Here is a 17,114-nt window from a genome sequence, read left to right as displayed (position 1 = left end):
TGGCACCGATAATGGGGGATGAGTTCCTCTCCATCCCCTTCTTCCGCCGGCAGCACCGATTTCGCCAGCCTCCCCCTGAACGCCGCTGTACTGGCCAACCTGCAGCAGCTCGGCTACCTCAGCATGACACCCATCCAGGCTACCAGCCTGCCGGTGGCGCTGCTGGGCAAAGACCTGATTGCCCAGGCCAAAACCGGCAGCGGCAAGACCGCCGCCTTTGCCATCCCCTTGCTGGCCAACCTCAATGTGCGGCGCTTTGCGGTGCAGGCCATGGTGCTCTGCCCCACGCGCGAGCTGGCCGACCAGGTCGCGACCGAAATCCGCCGCCTGGCGCGTGCCGAGGAAAACATCAAGGTGGTGGTGCTGTGCGGCGGCGTGCCGCTGCGCAACCAGACCGCGAGCCTGGAAAACGGCGCGCACATTGTGGTCGGCACACCCGGCCGCATCATGGACCACCTGGCGCGCGGCCACCTCAACCTCGAAGCGCTGAACACCCTGGTGCTCGATGAAGCCGACCGCATGCTGGACATGGGCTTTTTCGAAGACATCACCACCGTGGCCAAACAGTGCCCGAAAGAGCGGCAGACCTTGCTGTTCTCGGCGACCTATCCTGAAGGCATTGCCAAACTGAGCCAGCAGTTCATGAAGACGCCGCAAACCATCACGGTCCAGGCGCAGCATGAAAAAACCAAAATCCAGCAGCGCTGGTACCAGGTGCCCGATAGCGACCATGACGAAGCCCGCCTGGGCGCCGTCGCGCAGGTGCTGCGGCATTTCCGACCGGCCAGCACACTGGCGTTTTGCAACACCAAGTCGCAGTGCCGCGCGCTGGTGGCGTATTTGAAAGCGCAGGGTTTCAGCGCGCTGGCGCTGTTCGGCGAGCTGGAGCAGCGCGAGCGCGACCAGGTGCTGGTGCAGTTTGCCAACCGCAGCTGCTCAGTGCTGGTGGCCACTGACGTGGCCGCGCGCGGCCTGGACATCGCGCAGCTTGCGATGGTCATCAACGTTGACGTGACGCCGGACGCCGAGGTGCATATCCACCGGATCGGCCGCACCGGCCGGGCTGACGAAGAAGGCTGGGCCATCAGCCTGGCCAGCATGGACGAGATGGGTTATGTCGGGAAAATCGAGGTATTGCAAAAGGCGGAGTCCCAGTGGCACAAACTGAGCGAACTGACGCCGGCCAGCAATGAGCCTTTGTTGCCGCCCATGGTGACGCTGCAGATCGTCGGCGGCCGCAAGGAAAAAATCCGCGCCGGCGACGTGCTGGGCGCCCTGACCGGCGAGGCCGGCTTCACGCGTGAGCAGGTCGGCAAGATCAACGTCAACGAGTTCTCCACCTATGTGGCGGTGGACCGAGCGATTGCCGCCGAAGCCCTGCACAAGCTGTCCACCGGGCGGGTCAAGGGCAAAAGCGTGAAAGTGCGGCTGCTGGATGACGAGCCTGAGGGTCGTTGACCGGATTTACAGGCTAAATAGCCTCCGGCCCATATAGGGTGTGCGCAAGCAGCTATTGAATTAATAGCAAATGAAGTGTGGGGTCATGGCGGCAGCACTGACGTGTAGGCGCCCATGCCACCCGCAAGCCGGACGCCGCGTATTCATGGCGGACGCCAAAACCGCAAATTGCCGGTGCCGACCTCAAAGGGGTCCACAATGACCGCTACACCAGATCAGCGTGCTTTTGCGCACGTGCCCGCCTGCGGCGAGCGCCCACGCTGAGAGGCTCCCTTCATTGATTGACGATTGCGCGGCGGCGGGCCTGTTCCAGGCCTGCCTCTTGCGCAGCCGGCAAGGAAAGAATCCATGGTCAGGCTCCAGTTTTCCGTCGAACTCAACTACGAGGTCGCGCCTCCGGGCGGCGACTTCATCTTCAACGTGCACGCTGCACACACGCAGCAGCAGATCGTGCAGGCCGAAAACCTGCAGGTCAGCCAGCCGGTTCCCTTCACCATCGACACCGACCCGGCGAGCCGCAACCGCTACCTGCGCCTGCAGGCCCAGCCCGGCGCGTTGCAGGTGCGCTATGACGCCACGGTGGACATTTACCACTACACGGCGGCGCCCGGTGAGCTGGGCGAGGTGCCGGTCTGCCAGCTCCCCGGCGCCGTGCTGCCCTACATCTACCCGAGCCGCTACTGCCAGTCCGACCGGCTGCAGAAACTGGCCTCCAACGAGTTCGGCCATTTGCAGCAAGGCTACAGCCGGGCGGAGGCCATCTGCCAGTGGGTGCAACAGCGCGTGAGTTTCGAGTCCAACAGCTCGCACGGCAGCACCTCGGCGATCGACACGGTGGTGGAGCGCGTCGGCGTGTGCCGCGACTTCGCGCATCTGATGATTGCGCTGTGCCGCGCCGTCAACCTGCCGGCGCGTTTTGCCACCGGCATCGACTACGGCGCCGACCCTGCGCTCGGCCCCACCGACTTCCATGCCTATGTCGAGGTCTACCTGGGCCACCGCTGGTACCTCTTTGACCCGTCAGGCACCGCTATTCCCATGGGCTTTGTGCGGTTTGCCACCGGCCGTGATGCGGCCGACGCGGCTTTTGCGATGCTGTTCGGCAGCGTCACGTCCAGTGCGCCCATCATCCAGATTCAGGCTGTGCCCGATGGCTATGGGCAGCTGGTCGTGCCGCAGCGCGTGAGCCATGCGCTGTCAACCGACGGCCTTTGAGCCCGGGGCACCGATAGCCGGCCCTGGCCGCTAGCGTGCCGCCAGCGCCGCGCGGTTCGAGGCGAGGACGTTGTTCTTCTCCAGCCGTCCGCCGGCCTGGACCGCGGCGATCCAGGCATCGGTGGAGCCCGTGGCGGCAAAGCGCGAGTGAAACACCACGCTGAACACACGGTGGATTTCTTCGGCGCTGGCCCGGCCGGCTTCGTTAGCATACGGCAGTGCGCCACTGGCATCCTGTAAAAACTCCACATGCAGGCCTTGGTGCGTGGCCTCAAAAATCGTGGAAGCGTCGCAGTTGTGTGTCATGTAGCCGATCACGGTGAGTGTGTCGATGCCTTTCTTCTCCAGCCATTCGGCAAAATCGGTGCCGGTGTAGACGCTGGGCCAGGCTTTTTCAATGTAATGGTCACGTGGTCGGCTGGCCACGGTCTCATGCAGTTCCCACAAGGGTGAGCCTTTGGCGAACAGCGGCGACGCGGCCGATTCGCTGTGCTGCACTACCACCACCGGAATGCCCGCTGCGCGCGCGGCGTCCATGGCGCGGCCGATGTTGGGCAGGGTTTTTTCGACCGGTGGGTATTCGATGAGCAGGCCGCCGCCGCTGAAATATTCCTTTTGCACGTCGATGACGACGAGGGCGCGGCGTGGGGCTGCGGGTTTTGGGTTCTGGATGGCCATGGGTTTTCTCCTGCGGGTTGTTGCTGAATCAGGTGATCAACGGATGCTGATGGTGTGATTGTTGGGCGCGGCACTTTTTTCGGAAAGTGGCCCAATTGACAATATTCGATAAAATCGGGCCATGTCGAAAAAAACACTTCCACAGATGCCAGCCGTCGCCAAACCACGTACCAAGCCACAGACCAAGCCACAGATCACAAGCCAGCCCGGCACGGTTGCCGTGGTGGCGTTTGACGGCATCAGCCCGTTTCATCTTTCCGTGCCGTGCATGGTGTTCGGCAACGATTTTTCGGGGCCTGACCTGCCGCGCTTCAAGCTGTTGGTGTGCGCGGAAACCCCAGGCAACCTGCGCACCACGGCCGGCTTCACCATTGCGGTAGAGCACAGCTTGAGCGTGCTGGCCAGGGCGCACACCGTGGTCGTGCCGTCATGGCGGGACCCGATGGAGCGGCCGTCTGACGCCCTGCTCAAGGCGTTGCGCGCTGCACACAAGCGCGGCGCGCGCATCGTCGGGTTGTGCCTGGGCGCTTTTGTGCTGGCCGAGGCCGGCTTGCTGGACGGCCGGCCCGCCGCCACGCACTGGGCGCTGGCGCCGGCCTTTGCCGAGCGCTATCCGCAGGTCAGGCTGCAGCCCGATGTGCTGTATGTGGACGATGGCGACGTGCTCACTTCGGCAGGCACGGCCGCCGGAATCGACTGCTGCCTGCATTTGCTGCGCCGGGACTTTGGAGCCGAGGTGGCCAACCGCGTGGCGCGCCGCATGGTGGTGGCGCCGCAGCGGCAGGGCGGGCAAGCGCAGTACGTGGAGCAACCCCTGCCGGCCACCGGCTCTGATCACCGGCTGTCGGCCATCCTGGCCTGGGTGCAGGAAAACCTGCGCCAGCCTCACAGCCTCGATACGCTGGCGGCGCGCGCCTTGATGAGCCGGCGTACTTTCACGCGGCACTTCCGGCAAATCACCGGCACCACCGTAGGCCAGTGGCTGACCAGCCAGCGCCTGGCGCTGGCACAGCGGCAGCTCGAATCAACCGGCCGCTCGATGGACCAGATTGCCGAGGATGCGGGATTCGGCTCGGCGGTGTCCTTGCGGCAGCACTTTGCGGCGACGCTCGGAACCTCGCCGTCGATGTACCGGCGCGAGTTCCGTGGCAACTGATTTTTATAAAAGCAGGCTGCGGGCCAATGGTGACGGGCGCAAGCAGCTACTAAAACAATAGCGGACGGCGCGCCTGAAAGGGCAGGTCAGGACTGTGCCGAAGCCGCCTTCGCCGCGGCACGGCGGCGTTCGCGGAAGGCCTGCAGTTCACCGACCACTCCCTTGCGGAAGGCCAGCACGCAGACCACAAAGATCGCGCCGATGATCACGGTGACCCAGGAGCCCACTTTGTCGGCCAGCAGGTTCTGCAGTGAAATCACGATGCCGGAGCCCATGACCGGGCCGAAGAAGGTGCCCACACCGCCCAGCAGTGTCATCAAAATTACTTCACCTGACATGGACCAGTGCACGTCAGACAGGGTGGCAAACCCCATGACCACCGTCTTGAGCGAGCCGGCAAGGCCTGCCAGCGCCGCCGACAGCACAAAGGCCAGCAGCTTGTAGCGGTCGACCTGGTAGCCCAGCGAAATGGCGCGTGGCTCGTTCTCGCGGATCATCTTGAGCACCTGGCCGAACGGCGAATTCACGATGCGCGAGATAAAGAGGAAACACAGCACGAAGAGTGCCACCACAACGTAATACATGTTGGTGTCCGACTCCAGCGACAGCAGGCCCAGCAGCTTGCCGCGCGGCACGCCCTGCAGGCCGTCCTCGCCCCCGGTGAAGGGCGCTTGGAGGCACACGAAGAACACCATCTGTGCGATGGCCAGCGTGATCATGGCAAAGTAAATACCCTGGCGGCGGATGGCAACAGCACCGACCACAAGGCCAATCAAACCCGCCCCTACGGTACCGGCCAAAATTCCCAGCTCTGGCGTCCAGCCATGTGCCTTGATGAACCAGCCGGTGATATACGCCGCCGAGCCGAAGAAGGCCGCGTGACCGAAGGACAGCAAGCCGGTAAAGCCCAGCAGCAGGTTGAAGGCGCAAGCGAACAGCGCGAAGCACAGCAGCTTCATCACAAAGACGGGGTACAGGCCAATCAGCGGCGCGATCAGCAGGAGCGCCAGCAGCGCGATGTAGGTGATGCGGGTCAATTTTTTTGCGTTATTCATCAGATATCCATCGAATCGGGACGCAAGGTTTTAAGTCCAGCCGGGGCCGCGGAACCGGCTTCGCCGGGCCGCAGGCGCAGCGCCCCCCCGGGGGGCAGCGCATTACACGAAGTGAAAAGCGTGGGGGCCAACATCCTAAGCCTCCTTGCCGAAGAGGCCGGCGGGGCGAATCATCAGGACGAGAACCATGATCACGAACACCACGATGTTGGAGGCTTCGGGATAGAACACGCGGGTCATGCCTTCGACCAGGCCCAGGCCTAGGCCGGTGATGACGGAGCCCAGGATGGAGCCCATGCCGCCGATCACCACCACCGCGAACACCACGATGATCAGGTTGGAGCCCATCAGCGGGTTGACCTGGATGATGGGTGCGGCCAGCACGCCGGCGAGAGCCGCCAATGCAGCGCCGGCGCCGTAGGTGAGCATGACCATCATGGGCACGTTCACGCCAAAGGCCTGTACCAGCGGCGCGTTTTCAGTGCCGGCGCGCAGGTAGGCGCCCAGCCGTGTACGTTCAATCAGGAACCAGGTGCCCAGGCAGACCACTAGCGACACCAGCACCACCCAGGCGCGGTAGTTGGGCAGCACCATGAAGCCGAGGTTGGTGGCGCCCGACAGCAACTCAGGCACGCTGTAGTTCTGGCCCGAGACGCCATAGAGCTCTCGGAACACGCCTTCCGCAATCAGCGAAAGGCCGAAAGTCAGCAGCAGGCCGTACAGCGGGTCGAGCTTGTAGAGATGTTTGAGGAAGAGCCTCTCGATCACCATGCCGAGGACGCCCACCGTCAGCGGCGCGAGCACCAGCGCCCACCAGTAATTGAGGCCCAGCTGGTCCATCATGATCCAGGCGGCGAAGGCGCCCAGCATGTAGAGCGCGCCGTGCGCAAAGTTGACGATGCCCAACAGGCCGAAGATCACCGCCAGCCCCAGGCTGAGCATGGCGTAAAACGCGCCATTGACCAGGCCCAGCAGCAGCTGGCCCAGGAACGCTTGAAGGGGAATGCCGAAAATTTCCATGGAAGCCCGTCAGTTCACGCCGTGAGTACGAACAAGTGAAAAAGCAAAAAAACGAAAATGCAAAAGCAGATGCAAAAGGTGGCCGGCCGCCAGCGCGAACGGCCACCCGCGAACTCAGGTTACTTCTTGATCAGCGAGCACTTGGACTCGGCCACCGTGGTGAACGCCTGTTCGCCGGGAATTTTGGCCACGGTCTTGTAGTAGTCCCATGGGGTGGTGGACTCTTTCGCGCCCTTGACCTGGAACAGGTACATGTCGTGGATCATGCGGCCGTCGGCGCGGATCTGGCCCTTGCTGTAGAAGTCATCGAACTTCATGGACTTGAGCGTGCTCATGACCTTGTCGGTGTCGGTGGTGCCGGCGGTTTGAACGGCCTTCAGGTAGTTGGCCGTGGCCGAGTAGTCGGCGGCGTGCAGGCTTGAAGGCATGCGCTTGTACTTGTCAAAAAAGCGCTTGGCGAATTTGCGCGACGCATCGTCCTGGTTCCAGTACCAGCTGTCGGCCAGTTGCAGGCCTTCAGTATTGGCCAGGCCCAGGCTGTGCACGTCGTTGATGAACACCAGCAGGCCCGCAACCTTCATGGTCTTGGTGATGCCGAATTCCTTGGCGGCTTTCATGGCGTTGGTGAAGTCGCCGCCGGCGTTGGCCAGGCCCAGGATCTGTGCCTTGGAAGACTGTGCCTGCAGCAGGAAGGCAGAGAAGTCGGACGCGTTGAGCGGATGCCGCACGGCGCCGGCCACGGTGCCGCCGTTGGCCTTGACCACGGTGGCCGCGTCGTTTTCCAGCGAATGGCCGAAGGCATAGTCGGCCGTCAGGAAGTACCAGCTCTTGTTGCCGGCCTTGACCAGCGCGGTGCCGGCCACTTTGGCCAGGGCCACGGTGTCGTAGGCGTAGTGCACGGTGTAAGGTGTGCAGTCTTCATTCGTCAGGCGGGCGGAGCCGGCACCAATCGAGATGAAGGGGCGTTTTTTCTCTGCAGCTACCTTGGACATGGCCAGCGACGTGCCGGAGTTGGTGCCGCCGATCAGCATCGTCAGGCCTTCCTTGTCCATCCATTCGCGGGCCTTGGAGCTGGCGATGTCGGGCTTGTTCTGGTGGTCGGCAGACAGGACTTCCACCGGGCGGTTCAGCACCTTGCCGCCGAAGTCCTGCACGGCCCACTTGACCATTTCAGCGCCGGCGGGGCCGTCGATGTCGGCATACAGGCTGGACATGTCGGTGATCATGCCAATGCGGATCGGGCCGGTTTGCGCGGAGGCAGCGGCGGCAAAGCCGATGGAAAGCATGGCGGCGAGGGTTTTGAGTTTCATGGTTGTCTCCTGATGTAGGTTGTGAGGTCGAAAAAATGCAAGGGCGCTAAATAAGACGGTTAAAAAAGCGACGGCAAGGCGGGCCGGCGTGAAGGCTTAAACCCCCAGGTACTCCTGCAGCATGCCCATGTTCTGGGTCAGCTCTGCCTGCGCAAACTGTTTGACAATGCGGCCGTGTTCCATGACGTAGAAGCGGTCGGCCAGAGGGGCGGCGAAGCGGAAGTTCTGCTCGACCAGCACGATGGTGTAGCCCTTGGCCTTGAGCGTGAGGATCATTTCTGCGAGTTTTTGCACGATGACCGGCGCCAGGCCCTCGGAAATTTCATCGAGCAGCAAGAGGCGCGCGCCGGTGCGCAAAATGCGCGCCACCGCCAGCATCTGTTGTTCGCCACCCGACAGCCGCGTGCCGGGGCTATTGGCGCGTTCCTTGAGGTTGGGGAACATTGCGTAGATTTCGTCCAGGCTCATGCCGCCGGGGCCGATGGTGGGCGGCAGCATCAGGTTTTCTTCGGCCGAGAGGCTGGCGAAAATGCCGCGCTCTTCGGGGCAATAGCCCACGCCCAGCCGCGCCACCTTGTGCGGTGCCAGCTTGATGGCTTCTTCGCCGTTGATGCGGATGGAACCTTTGCGGGCACCCGTCATGCCGACGATGGCGCGCATGGTGGTGGTGCGGCCGGCRCCGTTGCGGCCCAGCAGCGTCACCACTTCGCCTTCGTTGACGGTGAGGTTCACGCCATGCRGGATGTGCGACTCGCCGTACCAGGCGTGCAGGTCTTCAATTTTGAGAAGTTCGCGGGTCATCTAGTGTGCCCCTTTGAGTTCTGTGTTTGCGGTGCCCATATAGGCCTCGATCACCAGCGGGTTTTTCGCCACTTCGGCGTACGGGCCGTCGGCGATGATGGCACCGCGCTGCAGCACCGTGATGCGGTCGGCAATCGACGACACCACATTCATGTTGTGCTCGACCATCAGGATGGTGCGGCCTGCCGAGACTTTTTTGATCAGCTGCGTCACGCGGTCCACGTCTTCGTGGCCCATGCCTTGCGTCGGCTCGTCGAGCAGCATCAGTTCGGGTTCCAGCGCCAGCGTGGTGGCGAGTTCGAGCGCGCGCTTGCGGCCGTAAGGCAGGTTCACGGTGAGCTCATCGGCGAAGTCGCCGAGGTCAACTTCGGCCAGCAGTTCGCGTGCGCGGTCGTGGAGATGAAACAGGGTGTCTTCCGCTTTCCAGAAATGGAACGAGGTGCCGAGGTTTCGCTGCAAGGCGGCGCGCACATTTTCAAGGACAGTCATGTGCGGGAAAACGGCCGAGATCTGGAATGAACGCACGATGCCGCGCCGCGCGGTCTGCGCGGGTTTCTCAAACGTGATGTCGCTGCCGTTGTAGACAATGCTTCCGCGCGTAGGGATGAGGAACTTTGTCAGCAGGTTGAAGAAGGTCGTCTTGCCGGCGCCGTTGGGCCCGATGAGCGCATGGATGTGCCCGCGCTGGACTTTCAGGTCCACGTTATTGACTGCCACGAACCCCTTGAATTCCTTGGTCAGTCCGCGTGTTTCGAGGATGAACTCCACTGACAAATTGATTCTCCGGAAGATGGGTTTGTTCACACGGGCGCAAGGTGCGGCGGCGGCTGATGCGGCAGCAGGMGCGAGCCCGTGAAACACAGGTGGTCATCCTAGCTATCCACCCCCGGCGGCGGTACCCGGTCAGACCCTTAGGTAGTTTTGCGTCAGCTAAAGCCCCCACGCTCCCCACTTCGTGTGGTCGCTGCCCCCCAAGGGGGCGCTGCGCCTGCGGCCCGGCAAAGCCGGTTCCGCGGCCCCTGCTTGGTTAAGAGTTCAGGGGTTCAACGGGGCCGAGGGTACGGCGGGGGCAGACTGCACGAAGTGAGCGGGACAGAGGTGGGCTTGTTTGCCGGCGATGCCGGTTCCGCGGCCTCTGCTTGAAGAAGGGCGCCACATTTCGATAAAAAACCGCGCCTGCTGCTTGTTTTTATTGTTCGCGGTTGCCGTTGGGTCCGCCCTCGCCGCGTGGGCCGCGCGGATTGGCGGCGTTGGCCTGGCGGGTGGACTGCCGTTCCTGTGCGGCCGCCCTGTTTTGGGCGGCTTCGTGTTGGGCTTGTTGTTGAGCTTGCTGTTGCCGCCGCTGTTGTTGCTCCTGCGCTTGGGCCTGGGCTTGGGCTTGGGCTTGGGCTTGGGCTTGGGCTTGGGCTTGGGCTTGGGCTTGGGCTTGGGCTTGGGCTTGGGCTTGGGCCCGATGTTGCAGTTCTTGTTGTGCACGTTGTTGCTGTTGCTGCAAATTCTGTTGCTGCAAATGCAATTGCTGTCTTTGCGCGGCCTGCCGCTGGCGCGCGTTTTCCTGATCGCGTTGCGCCTGTTCGCGCAGGGCACGCTGCCCAATCGATTCTTCTCCCAGGCGGCGTTGTTGTTCCAGCTGCGGGGCCTGCAGTTGTTCCTGCCGGGCCCGCTGCTGGCGTTGTTCCTCGCGTTGCGCCTGCTGCTGGATGCGTTGGGCCTGTTCTGCCGCATGGCGATCGGTAGCGGCCTGTGCGCGCGCCGCGGCACGGGCCTGCTCGTCGCGCTGGGCCTGTTCCCGCAGGGCGCGCTGGCCAACCGGTTCTTCACCCAGGCGGCGTTGTTGTTCCAGCTGTGGGGCTTGGAGTTGCTCCTGCCGGGCCCGCTGCTGGCGTTGCTCCTCGCGCTGGGCCTGCTGCTGGATGCGCTGGGCCTGTTCTGCCGCATGGCGGTCGGTAGCGGCCTGTGCGCGCGCCGCGGTACGGGCCTGCTCGTCGCGCTGGGCCTGCTCGCGCAGGGCGCCCTGGCCGATGGACTCATCGGCTTGCGGCCCTGGCTGTTGCCGTTGCCGTGCATCGCGGTTGTCATCGCGCCTGCTGAGCACGGGGCGAGCCACCACGGCGGGCGGCGGCAGCGCGGCCGCGGCCACAGGCCGATGCCGCTCACGCAGCTCGGCCTGGGCAGGACGCTGCGGCAGCGCGCTGCGGTCCGCCACCAGCTGTGCGCGGCTCAGGTCGGCATTGCTGAGGCGCAGCTGCTGGCCGTGCACCGGCCGGCCACGCATGAAGTCGTCGCGGCTGACCGCCGTCACGGCCGCAGGCTGGCGCTGGTAGCGGTAAACATTGGTGACGTTGATGGTGTTGTTGACCACGATGTTGTGGTTCACCTGCGTGACATAGCGTGGGCTCACGCGGTAGGCTGGGCGAAAAGCTTCGCCGGGCGCCAGCGGGAACCAGCCCACACCGGGCCGCGGGGCACCGCCGATGGAAATGTTCCAGGCCACGCCGCCGCTGCTGCCGCCCACAAAGGCGACGAGAGCGGGCGCGTAGACCGGGCGCGGCGCCAGCCGCCCGGGCACCCAGGCCCAGCGCGGGCCGATCTGTGCCCAGCGGCCATAGTGAAACGGTGCAAAGCCCCAGGGCGCGTCATCCACCCAGGTCCAGCCCCAGGGCGACACCCACGCCCAATGGCCGACGCGGTAGGGCGCCCAGTTGGCGGGCACGGCGCGCGGTATCCACACAGCGCCGTAGGACGGATCCTGGCTCCAGGTGCCGTAGCTGTCGAGCTGCTGGTAGCCCACGGTTTCGCGCGGCACGTAACGCGCCGTAACCGACTGGTCTTCGCGCCGGTCGCGGTCGGCGGCCCACAGGTCGAAGCCGTCCTGCTGGGCAGCGCCCGGTGCGGCCGGGGTGAGTTGCGTGCCGCTGAAATTGGCTTGCTGCCGGCTTTGCAACGTGACAGGTGCGACGCCGTCCCCGTAGATCACGCCGCTGCCCGACTGTGCCACCACGCGCGTCGTATTGCCGGCGGGGTCGACGTCCAGCCGGTAGTCGCCCGGCTGCGACACCACAAACGCGAGGTTGGGCGTATCCACTTCCAGGCGCTGGCCTTCATAAAGCGTCCGCACGCGCAGCTTGAGCGTGCCCTGGGCCAGTCGCAGCTGCGTGGTGTCGTCGTCCAGTGCCTGGAAATCCAGGCTGGTTTCGCTGTTCATGCGCACCGCGGTGGAACCCACGTACAGCTCCGAACGCGCTCCAGGGCCGGTCCACAACCGGTCACCGGCAGTCAGGGGCCGGTTCAGCTCGGCGGGTGTCCAGGCCGAAGCTTCGGCCGGGTTGCCGCTGTCGCCCGGTGCGAAGCTCACGGCGCCCTCGGCCAGGTTGAGCCGGGCGACCCGGCCGGGCGGGTCCAGCTGGGCGCTCTGGGAGACGGACTCCTGCGACCAGGCGACGGGCTGCAGCAGTGCCAGCAGGACGGCAAAGGCTAGCAGTGTGATGTAGCCGTAAAGGTGCGAAGGCCGGAAGGCCATGTGGTTGGTATGGGACGAACTTGTGTCGCCGGTGTCGATGGCTGTCATGTTGAACACTCTCTTCCTGTCTTGCGGGACATGGATGGACTGGAAGGCGGGTTGACGCTAAACCGTCGTGATCGCGTCGTGATCGCCAGCCTGATGAGGAGACCTTACCCAGTACAACGTGCGTGACGATGGATGGAGTGCTAACAGGCAGTAAAGATTGCGAAACAGAGGACCGGAATGAAACGGGATGTAAAGCCCGTAGCGGCCGCTCTGTCGGTCGATGAAGTTTTCACTGAAGAAAAATGCCTGCAGGCCAATGCAGATGAGCGCAAGCAGCTATCAAAAAAGGAGCAGCCACGTTGCGGTGCAAAAGTGGCGCGTGCAATATGAGACGATTGCCCCATGCAAGATTTCTGGCCTTCCAGCGGCTTTTCCCGGCTCCAGCGCAACGCACGCGGCTGGCTCGCACCCTCTGATGACTATCTGCGGCTCTTCCTCGCGCGGCCAGAGCTCGCGCTGGTGGCGGAGTCCTGCGATGCCGAACGTGCCATGCACGCCGCACTGGTGGCTGCACCCTCCCGACCGGTAGCGCCCGCCGAATTGGCGGCCCTGCAGGATGCGGATGCGCGTGACAACTACGCATTGTTTTTGCGTTTTCGCGATGGCCTGCTCGCCGCCGGTACGCTGGAGGCGTATTACCTGGGCCTGTTTCCACGGGACGGAACCGGCCGTATCGACATACCGCCCCTGTTCATTGACCTGATCGCCCAAGCCGTTGTCCACAACCTGCTGGAAGGCTCTACCGATGCGTATGAAGTGCGCGCCGCCGAAATGCTGTTCCGTCCGCAGCGCATCAGTACCCAGGACGGCCAGGTGCTCAGCGGTGACCAGGAAGTGATCGACATGTTCACCGAGACCGGCGGTGTGGGCGACTTCGGCCGCTTCCTCGCTGAGGCAAAGGCGCCGGTGCCTGTTGTGGAGCTGCAGGTACTCAACGATGACAACGCTTTTGCCTATTGGCAGCAGGCCGGGCGCCACCGCTTTTTACTGGACCTGACACACGAAGTGAGCAACGACCTGAGCCATGGCCTGGTCTTGACAATGGTGCGCGCCCGTTCGGGCCTCAAAGCGCTGGCTGGCGTGTTGCAGAAGTGGGTGAAGCATTTTCTGGGCGTTGAAGTTACCATCCGGCCGGTGCAGAAAGTGGACGATGAAGCCTGGCGCTGGCACGTGGGGCTGGACGTGGAGGCCACAGCGTTGCTCAATGACCTGTATGAGGGAAGGGACGTTGCGCCCGACCGTCTGCAGCGCCTGGTCAGCCTGTTCCGCCTGGAGTTCACCGACTCACGGGAGATGCGTGCAGATGTGGCGGGCAAGCCGGTGTATCTGGGGCTGATGATGAACGCGGAAGGCGTTGTCAGGTTGAAGCCGCAGAACCTGCTGGTGAACTTGCCGCTGCCGCCTGCGGCTTCCTAGGCTAGTGGATCAAGCTGGACCGGTTCAGTCACTGCCCTCGACTTCTACCACCAGCACGCGAGCCTCGCCCACCGGTGATGCCAGATGCTCGGTGCCCGCGCTGGCGAAAAAAATATCGCCGGTTTCCAGCATCACCGAACATTGGCCGCAGTTGTCGCGGTAGCGCATCTCCACGCGGCCATCGAGCACTGCAAACACTTCTTCTCCTTCGTTGACATGCCACTTGTAGGGCTTGTCGGTCCAGTGAAGCCGGGTGGTAATGCCCTGCATATTGGCCACCGTCACGGCGCCCCAGGCGCGTTTGGCGGTGAAGTCCTTGCTGCGGATGATCTTCATGTTGTCTCCCTCGGGTGAGCGCCTGAGCGCAATGAAAGCCCCGCCATGCTACGTCGCGGGCGCGCCGCAACCATGAATTCTTCGGTGTCCATTGATTCCATACGCGCATCAGTGAAATGCCTGACCTTGGTGGCGCATGGCTTTGGCGGCCGCTAAGATAAGTTTCATGAAAACCGTATTGCTGCCTTGCGGCGAAGCCGTCCCCGGCCTGGGTATGGGCACCTGGAATATGGGCGATGCGCCGGCGCGCCGCGCCGATGAAATCGCTACCTTGCGGCTGGGCCTGGATCTCGGCTGCACGCTGGTCGACACCGCGGAAATGTACGGCGAGGGTTTGTCCGAGGAACTTGTTGGCGAAGCCTTGCAGGGGCGCCGCAATGAGGCCTTCGTCGTGACCAAGGTGTATCCGCACAATGCCTCGAAGGCGGGCACAGTGGCGGCGTGTGAACGCAGCCTGCGCCGGCTGCGCACCGACCGCATTGACCTTTACCTGTTGCACTGGCGCGGCACTGTGCCTTTGGCCGAAACCATGCAGGCGCTGATGGCGTTGCAAAAAGCCGGGAAGATCCGGCATTACGGTGTGAGCAACCTGGACCTCGCCGACATGCAGGAGCTGTGGAAGGTGCCGGGCGGGCAGGGCGTGCAAACCAATCAGCTGCTTTACAACCTCACGCGCCGCGGCATTGAGTGGGATCTGCTGCCGTGGCTGCGCGAACGAAATGTGCCCGTGATGGCCTACTCACCGATTGAGCAGGCGCGCCTCTTGCGCCACAACGGTCTTGCGCATTTTGCGCGGCGCCACGACATACCGGCTGCGCAGGCTGCGCTCGCGTGGTTGCTGGCCCAGGAGGGCATCATCGCCATTCCAAAAACCAGCCATCCGGACCGGCTGCGCGAGAACGCCGCGGCAGCGCAACTCCGGCTCAGCGGTGAACAGCTGGCTGAACTGGATGCGTTGTTCAAGCCGCCTTCCCATGCCACGCCGCTGGAGATGATCTAGGCTTTTCCAGAGGTCAACGCGTCAGCCACATCCCCACCGCCAGTAGCGCCGCCTGGACGGCCATGGCGATATAGAGCGGCTTGCGGGAAGGCGTAGCGGCATCCTGCAGCGTCTGGTCAATACGCTGCGCGAGCAGGGTGCGCAACACCGGGTCGGGCGAACCTGGTGCTGGCACAGGTGCTGCCTCGGCGGCGCGGGCCTGCTGCCATTGCGCCAATACATCAGCCAGCGGCAGGCGGTTCACCACAAAATTAATCATGCCGCGCACGGCGCGGCCGTTGCCCAACACCGGCGCCACCTGTTGGGCAATGGCATCGGCCGACAGCACCTCTGACACCCGTTCGAGCGCGCCCTTGGTTCGCGGCATGGCCTCGATACGTCCGGCAACCGCGTCCGTCAGGCGCTGCGACATGGCTTCTCCATGACCCGTCACGACTTGCTGTATGGCCCGGCCGCGGCCGCGCGCTACGCCAAGCATCAGGTAAATCGGCACAAAGGCCAGCAGCAGCATGCTGACCAGCAGGGGCGGTGAAAACAGCAAGGCGAGGATGGCGCCGGCGCCGCCTGCATGCGCAGCGGCAGGCATGCCAGGGCCGGACAGCCTGCTCAGATAAAAGAAAAACACACCACCACCCAGCAGGAAAGCCAGCAAACCACCCATGGCGACGGAGCTGGCAAACGCCATGCCGGCTTTGGCGCCTGTGCGCACCATGGACGGCGCGGCGGAAGAGTTTGATGACATGCAAGGCCTCCCTTATTTTTTAAAGGGCTGATCATAAGCGGCGCTTGCGGTGGCGCTGGTGGTGCATGGCAGGCGCTGCAGCCCGTCCGGGTCATCGCCGATCGAGACGCCCGCCCACGCGGATCACGCTACGGCCGCGCGGCACCGCCACGTTGTATAGACAGGGTGGCGAATAAAATCGAGGGTCAAAAACGGCCGCATGCGGGGGTGTTTCTTCATTCGCCTTATGCTTGGCAGCCCCCATCAGGAGACTTTCCCCCATGCTTCGCAAAATTCTGTCTTTCATCGCCCTCGCGTTCGTGCTCTGCGCCGCGCAGGCCCAAACCTACCCGGCCAAACCGATACGCCTGATTGTTCCCTTCCCGCCCGGCGGCGGCACCGACATCCTGTCACGCCTGGTGGCCACCAAACTGACGGAGGCCAGCAAGTGGACCGTGGTTCCCGACAACCGCGGCGGCGCCGGCGGCACCATCGGCATTGCCGAGGCCGTACGCGCAGCGCCTACAGGATATGACATGGTCATGGGCCAGAAGGACAACCTGGTGGTCGCGCCCTGGCTCTACAAGAACCTCAGCTACGACCCGACCAAAGACCTGGTGGCTGTGGCCCATGTGGCGTACACGCCGGTGGTGATCGTCACAGGTGTGCAATCACGCTTCAAGACGCTGGCCGACGTGGTGGCGGCCGCCAAAGCCGCGCCTGACTCCATCACCTACGGCTCGCCCGGCAACGGCACAACCATCCATCTGGCAGGAGAGATTTTCAATGGCGCCGCCAATATCAAGCTGCGCCATGTGCCCTACAAGGGCTCGAACCCGGCCATGATGGATGTACTCGCAGGCAATGTGGACCTGATGGTGTCGTCGCTGCCCTCTGCCATCGGGCAGATCAAGTCCGGCAAGCTGCGCCCGCTGGCCGTCACGTCGGCCCGCCGCAGCACCTCGCTGCCGGACGTGCCCACCGTGGCTGAACTGGGCTACAAGGACTTTGACGTCAGCACCTGGTATGGCCTGTTCATGCCGGCCGGCACCTCCAAAGACATCGTCGCCACTGTCAATGCCGAGGTCAACAAGCTGCTGGCCACGCCTGAGATGAAGGCCGCCATTCACGCCCAGGGCGCCGAGGTGCAGAACATGACGCCCGAGCAGTTTTCCGCGCTGCTCAAGACCGACTACCTGAAGTGGAAGGGCATCGTGCAGGCTTCCGGCGCGACCATCGAATAAGCGGTTCACGCTTTTCCGCGCAAGGCGGCGCCCGATGGGCGCCGCCTTTTTTTATGGGCCGCAGCGCTCCGTGAAAACCCTAGGAAACAAAAGTCGGGATGCATGACATGATCTAGTCATCTATAGGACTAGATCA

At 63.6% G+C, this 17,114-nt stretch carries 15 protein-coding genes; 6 read left to right on the top strand and 9 right to left on the bottom strand.

Annotation, left to right across the window (positions count from 1 at the left end):
- Positions 1 to 18: 18 nt before the first annotated feature.
- The gene (dbpA, locus tag AC1D0Z_RS02890; RefSeq protein WP_477656736.1) at positions 19 to 1,458 is read left to right on the top strand and encodes an ATP-dependent RNA helicase DbpA; all 1,440 of its coding nucleotides are present in this window, start codon (positions 19 to 21) and stop codon (positions 1,456 to 1,458) included.
- Positions 1,459 to 1,806: 348 nt separating this feature from the next.
- Positions 1,807 to 2,673, top strand: a complete 867-nt coding sequence (locus AC1D0Z_RS02885; protein ID WP_477656735.1) for a transglutaminase-like domain-containing protein — start codon at positions 1,807 to 1,809, stop codon at positions 2,671 to 2,673.
- 30 nt (positions 2,674 to 2,703) lie between these two features.
- Here AC1D0Z_RS02885 and AC1D0Z_RS02880 read toward each other — a convergent pair whose 3' ends face one another.
- On the bottom strand, positions 2,704 to 3,351 hold the full coding sequence (locus AC1D0Z_RS02880) for a cysteine hydrolase family protein (protein ID WP_477656734.1): 648 nt from the start codon (positions 3,349 to 3,351) through the stop codon (positions 2,704 to 2,706).
- A gap of 121 nt (positions 3,352 to 3,472) precedes the next feature.
- Between AC1D0Z_RS02880 and AC1D0Z_RS02875 the strand changes: the two genes are divergently transcribed.
- Complete coding sequence (locus tag AC1D0Z_RS02875) at positions 3,473 to 4,507, top strand: GlxA family transcriptional regulator (protein WP_477656733.1); 1,035 nt, start codon at positions 3,473 to 3,475, stop codon at positions 4,505 to 4,507.
- An 86-nt stretch (positions 4,508 to 4,593) separates the two neighbouring features.
- On the opposite strand, the gene AC1D0Z_RS02870 is transcribed toward AC1D0Z_RS02875, so the two are convergent.
- From AC1D0Z_RS02870 to AC1D0Z_RS02845, 6 genes are all read right to left on the bottom strand, one after another.
- On the bottom strand, positions 4,594 to 5,562 hold the full coding sequence (locus AC1D0Z_RS02870) for a branched-chain amino acid ABC transporter permease (protein ID WP_477656732.1): 969 nt from the start codon (positions 5,560 to 5,562) through the stop codon (positions 4,594 to 4,596).
- 135 nt (positions 5,563 to 5,697) lie between these two features.
- A complete protein-coding gene (locus AC1D0Z_RS02865) occupies positions 5,698 to 6,582 on the bottom strand; it encodes a branched-chain amino acid ABC transporter permease (protein WP_477656731.1) in 885 nt (294 codons plus the stop codon).
- Between the two features lie 119 nt (positions 6,583 to 6,701).
- Entirely contained in the window at positions 6,702 to 7,892 is a 1,191-nt protein-coding gene (locus tag AC1D0Z_RS02860) for an ABC transporter substrate-binding protein (protein WP_477656730.1), read from the bottom strand.
- 96 nt (positions 7,893 to 7,988) lie between these two features.
- Positions 7,989 to 8,693, bottom strand: a complete 705-nt coding sequence (locus AC1D0Z_RS02855) for an ABC transporter ATP-binding protein (RefSeq protein ID WP_477656729.1) — start codon at positions 8,691 to 8,693, stop codon at positions 7,989 to 7,991.
- Positions 8,694 to 9,467 carry an ABC transporter ATP-binding protein gene (locus tag AC1D0Z_RS02850; RefSeq protein ID WP_477656728.1) on the bottom strand — a complete coding sequence of 258 codons (774 nt, stop codon included), beginning with the start codon at positions 9,465 to 9,467 and terminating at the stop codon, positions 8,694 to 8,696.
- Between the two features lie 415 nt (positions 9,468 to 9,882).
- The gene (locus AC1D0Z_RS02845; protein ID WP_477656727.1) at positions 9,883 to 12,261 is read right to left on the bottom strand and encodes a DUF6600 domain-containing protein; all 2,379 of its coding nucleotides are present in this window, start codon (positions 12,259 to 12,261) and stop codon (positions 9,883 to 9,885) included.
- A 342-nt stretch (positions 12,262 to 12,603) separates the two neighbouring features.
- On the opposite strand from AC1D0Z_RS02845, the gene AC1D0Z_RS02840 reads away from it, so the two are divergent.
- Entirely contained in the window at positions 12,604 to 13,677 is a 1,074-nt protein-coding gene (locus tag AC1D0Z_RS02840) for a DUF6352 family protein (RefSeq protein ID WP_477656726.1), read from the top strand.
- Between the two features lie 24 nt (positions 13,678 to 13,701).
- On the opposite strand, the gene AC1D0Z_RS02835 is transcribed toward AC1D0Z_RS02840, so the two are convergent.
- Positions 13,702 to 14,013, bottom strand: coding sequence for a cupin domain-containing protein (locus AC1D0Z_RS02835; protein ID WP_477656725.1), 312 nt, complete (start codon positions 14,011 to 14,013; stop codon positions 13,702 to 13,704).
- Between the two features lie 166 nt (positions 14,014 to 14,179).
- Here AC1D0Z_RS02835 and AC1D0Z_RS02830 point away from each other — a divergent pair, with 166 nt between their 5' ends.
- On the top strand, positions 14,180 to 15,013 hold the full coding sequence (locus tag AC1D0Z_RS02830; RefSeq protein WP_477656724.1) for an aldo/keto reductase: 834 nt from the start codon (positions 14,180 to 14,182) through the stop codon (positions 15,011 to 15,013).
- 13 nt (positions 15,014 to 15,026) lie between these two features.
- Here the strand turns inward: AC1D0Z_RS02830 and AC1D0Z_RS02825 are convergent, their stop codons facing one another.
- Positions 15,027 to 15,755: a hypothetical protein gene (locus AC1D0Z_RS02825; RefSeq protein WP_477656723.1), complete on the bottom strand. Its 729-nt coding sequence runs from the start codon at positions 15,753 to 15,755 to the stop codon at positions 15,027 to 15,029.
- Positions 15,756 to 16,015: 260 nt separating this feature from the next.
- On the opposite strand from AC1D0Z_RS02825, the gene AC1D0Z_RS02820 reads away from it, so the two are divergent.
- Complete coding sequence (locus AC1D0Z_RS02820) at positions 16,016 to 16,978, top strand: Bug family tripartite tricarboxylate transporter substrate binding protein (protein ID WP_477656722.1); 963 nt, start codon at positions 16,016 to 16,018, stop codon at positions 16,976 to 16,978.
- The last annotated feature ends 136 nt before the right edge of the window (positions 16,979 to 17,114 follow it).

The organism is Polaromonas sp. P1_E3, assembly GCF_056405935.1.
This window is presented reverse-complemented; position numbering and strand designations above follow the sequence as displayed.

Excerpts from the sequence above, each read along its gene's own strand:
- AC1D0Z_RS02860 (WP_477656730.1), bottom strand. The coding sequence starts at position 7,892 with ATGAAACTCAAAACCCTCGCCGCCATGCTTTCCATCGGCTTTGCCGCC.
- AC1D0Z_RS02820 (WP_477656722.1), top strand. The coding sequence starts at position 16,016 with ATGCTTCGCAAAATTCTGTCTTTCATCGCCCTCGCGTTCGTGCTCTGC.
- dbpA (WP_477656736.1), top strand. The coding sequence starts at position 19 with ATGAGTTCCTCTCCATCCCCTTCTTCCGCCGGCAGCACCGATTTCGCC.
- AC1D0Z_RS02885 (WP_477656735.1), top strand. The coding sequence starts at position 1,807 with ATGGTCAGGCTCCAGTTTTCCGTCGAACTCAACTACGAGGTCGCGCCT.
- AC1D0Z_RS02870 (WP_477656732.1), bottom strand. The coding sequence starts at position 5,562 with ATGAATAACGCAAAAAAATTGACCCGCATCACCTACATCGCGCTGCTG.
- AC1D0Z_RS02830 (WP_477656724.1), top strand. The coding sequence starts at position 14,180 with ATGAAAACCGTATTGCTGCCTTGCGGCGAAGCCGTCCCCGGCCTGGGT.
- AC1D0Z_RS02845 (WP_477656727.1), bottom strand. The coding sequence starts at position 12,261 with ATGACAGCCATCGACACCGGCGACACAAGTTCGTCCCATACCAACCAC.
- AC1D0Z_RS02865 (WP_477656731.1), bottom strand. The coding sequence starts at position 6,582 with ATGGAAATTTTCGGCATTCCCCTTCAAGCGTTCCTGGGCCAGCTGCTG.
- AC1D0Z_RS02835 (WP_477656725.1), bottom strand. The coding sequence starts at position 14,013 with ATGAAGATCATCCGCAGCAAGGACTTCACCGCCAAACGCGCCTGGGGC.
- AC1D0Z_RS02825 (WP_477656723.1), bottom strand. The coding sequence starts at position 15,755 with ATGTCATCAAACTCTTCCGCCGCGCCGTCCATGGTGCGCACAGGCGCC.
- AC1D0Z_RS02840 (WP_477656726.1), top strand. The coding sequence starts at position 12,604 with ATGCAAGATTTCTGGCCTTCCAGCGGCTTTTCCCGGCTCCAGCGCAAC.
- AC1D0Z_RS02880 (WP_477656734.1), bottom strand. The coding sequence starts at position 3,351 with ATGGCCATCCAGAACCCAAAACCCGCAGCCCCACGCCGCGCCCTCGTC.
- AC1D0Z_RS02875 (WP_477656733.1), top strand. The coding sequence starts at position 3,473 with ATGTCGAAAAAAACACTTCCACAGATGCCAGCCGTCGCCAAACCACGT.